The organism is Gardnerella vaginalis (genome assembly GCF_001546485.1).
Taxonomy (GTDB): domain Bacteria; phylum Actinomycetota; class Actinomycetes; order Actinomycetales; family Bifidobacteriaceae; genus Bifidobacterium; species Bifidobacterium vaginale_D.
This window is the reverse complement of the sequence record NZ_KQ956835.1, coordinates 1-3,054: the sequence shown is the minus strand read 5'-3', so window position 1 is coordinate 3,054 and position 3,054 is coordinate 1. Positions and strand designations below refer to the sequence as shown.

Annotated in this window: 3 protein-coding genes; all 3 read right to left on the bottom strand. The window is 46.2% G+C overall.

The window, feature by feature from the left end:
• Positions 1-65 precede the first annotated feature (65 nt).
• Positions 66-836 (bottom strand): hypothetical protein, encoded by a 771-nt coding sequence (locus HMPREF3208_RS01460; protein WP_016637159.1) that lies wholly within the window; start codon positions 834-836, stop codon positions 66-68.
• A gap of 158 nt (positions 837-994) precedes the next feature.
• Positions 995-2,077: an HhH-GPD family protein gene (locus tag HMPREF3208_RS01455; RefSeq protein WP_230953042.1), complete on the bottom strand. Its 1,083-nt coding sequence runs from the start codon at positions 2,075-2,077 to the stop codon at positions 995-997.
• Positions 2,078-2,109: 32 nt separating this feature from the next.
• Entirely contained in the window at positions 2,110-2,811 is a 702-nt protein-coding gene (locus tag HMPREF3208_RS01450) for a tRNA (cytidine(34)-2'-O)-methyltransferase (RefSeq protein WP_081091150.1), read from the bottom strand.
• Positions 2,812-3,054 lie beyond the last annotated feature (243 nt).

The window sequence follows — 3,054 nt, the reverse complement described above, 5'->3', positions numbered from 1 at the left end:
AAATGCGAGATGATTCTCTCGCGTTTGGAGTGTTACGCTCAAGCAGGTCGTCGCGTGCGTGAATCCTACTGCACGTTAATGAGCACTGGCTCGCTGTGAAGTCCCGGTACGCGCTTATGCTCAAGCCGCGCAACGTATGTGCCGCGATCCACCTTCGGTAAATCTTCATCCGCACTACAGCCTTTTCCGACGGTAGTATTGGTATTCCAAGTAATTTTCTTCTCGAAATGATCACCCTTCGCCATAAGCAGCGGCTTTAATGCAGAGTCACAACTGTCAGATCGCCATATTGCATGAGATAAGTAGTCTGTATTATTTAAGTTAGCAGCATTTTCGTTATTTTTATGTGTTTTACTATCTTTCGCATTTTGATTTTGAGCTGCAGAGTTACTTGCGTTGATAGTTAGCACAGCATTCATATTAGAAGCGTCAATAAGACATGAAGTATTACCCTCATACATAAATCTCTCAGTTAATTCAACACTGCCTCCCATAGGAACAGTTTGAGATTTAGCGGAAAGTTCAAGGCGAATATCTCGAGCATTACAGCGAGGAGTTAAACCAACTGGACGCGGATCAGGAACAGATTTACGCGCTACAGTAACTTCATGACCAGCAATTGCATTGCCAATAGCAGCAAGACCTTTTCCTAAACTGATAATGCAAAACACTGCCAATGTCAACAACAACAGCAAAGCAATGCCAACCACAATCCTGCGGCGACGATACATTCTGCGTCGTTCTGCACTCATCTTACGTACAGGCTTGCGCTTTTGCTTACGCGGCAATATTGTGCTCGCTTTGCTATGCGGATCGCGTGGTGACGTAGTTGGCATTGACATACTTACTATTGTAATACATACGTCGATGAGACGAATTATATGCAACTACAAACTACACAGGATAAACTTACTTACAAAAGTAATTACATTGTTCATTAAAGAGTTATAAAAGCAGCGTAATTACTTACTTACTTACTCACTCACTTAGTTGCTTAAGGTAGTGTTAAAGTACCATCTGGCAATATGGTAATAAGTCTGTCATGATCGAGTGAAGCAATGCATTCACCAAGTTGCGCTTGATTCGACCATAAATTGCTGATTTCGCTATGTTGCAATACTTGTTGTTTTCTATGTGCTTCACGTAAGGCTTGCAAAATAATGCCGCGCACTTGCCGATTGGTGCCGGCAAAATGTTGCTGGGGACGGGTGCGACGTACGCCAAGACCTGGAAATCCAGCAGCTTTGAAACGACACCACGTTTGCAAAGGGCATACAGTGCATTGCGGAGATTGTGCTGTGCAAATGGTAGCGCCAATTTCCATAATTGCTTGATTCCAAACAGATGAAGTGCAGGTAGCGCTGGAAGCGTTAGTAGCGTTAGTAGCATTGGTAGCGCTGGTAGCGCTGTGATTATCTTCCGGCAATACCGCTGCAGCAAGCTCGCGGTCAGATTGCGTTGTGCTACCGCCATGCGATTCAGTCCCAGTGAAAGCGCGCACAAGCACGCGGCGAATATTCGTATCAACCACCGCAATGTGCTTACCATAAGCAAAACTGAGTACCGCACTGGCTGTGTAATCGCCTACACCTGGCAAGGCAGTAAGTTCCTCATAAGTGCGTGGCAGCTTATTGTGATATGTTTCTGCTACAACTTTGGCGCAAGATTGTAAACGCAATGCACGTCGAGGATACCCGAGGCGACCCCAAGCCGTAATAATTTCAGCACTCGTAGCGTGTGCTAGCGATTGTGCATCTGGCCAAGTTTGCATCCAAGTGAGCCAATATGGTACAACGCGGCTCATTTGCGTTTGTTGGCTCATCACTTCGCACACAAGAACACCCCAAGGGGTAGTGCGCCCAAATCTCCAAGGCAAATCGCGTGCGCAATTGTGCCAAAAAAGTGCAACGCTATTGCGTGTAAGTGATGCCAATTCGCGCAATGATTGAGGAGATTTTTCGGGGAGATGTTCTTCCTGAAGAGAGTCCTCGGTGAGATGTGCTTTCGGGAGATGTGCCTTCGGGAGAGATTCTTTCGGGAGAGATTCTTTCGGGAGAGATTGTGGATTGTGTTGCATGCTCAATGATGTAAACGTCGTGTAATTCGTGACTACTTTCCGCCTGCAAAACCGAGCTGCCTCCACGCTTCGTATACGGCAATAGAAGCGCAATTCGTAAGATTCAGACTGCGGAGTGACGGGCGCATAGGCAAGCGTACCTGTTCGGCAACATGTGGACCAGCCATAACATCCATCGGATCTGGAATATCTCCAGGTTCTGGACCAAAAAGCAGAATATCGTTCGGCTTATACTCAATTTCGGTATAAAGTTTTGTGGCATTTGCAGTAAACGCAATAATTCGCGAATTTGGCATCGACTCAACTAAATTCTCAAAATTAGGATGCAAAACAACGTGAGCCATATCGTGATAATCCAAACCTGCGCGACGCAACTTAGTATCGTGCAAATTAAAACCAAGCGGCTCAACCAAGTGCAAAATCGTGCCGGTTACAGCGCAAAGACGAATCGCAGAACCGGTATTTCCTGGAATACGAGGGGAGTAGAAGCAAAGGTGAGGCGTGTGCGTTTCGGTGCGCGCAGCGTCGTCGGCGCTGAGCATGGCGTCCATAACGCTAATCGGATTGCCATGAGCATCAGTTACAAGCTCGTCTGGGCCGTAGTTTGACTTGCGGTAGCCGTACTCGTACATTTGCTCTACGCGGCTTGCGGCGGCTTTGTGTGCGTCGGCTTGTTCTTCGGTTTGTGCGTCGATTTTGGCTGCTACTTCTTGCGTCTTTTCGCTGTTATTCATGCTATTCCTTAGCTTTTTAAGTATTCCTTACGTAACTTCGTAATCGTAACGTATTTAGTTTACTCGCAACTTGTATCGTTTAATGTGGCGCGAGTTTTGGGTGGTGTTTGGCTGGCGGGTTTATATATGTGGCTGTGTGAGATAGTTGATTTCTCTTGAGTTACGATTTTTGTTTTCGTTATGCTTGCGTATCGTCTATGAGTTTTGTCTGATGTGTTTGGTGTTTAGTGTTGTGAGGTCAAG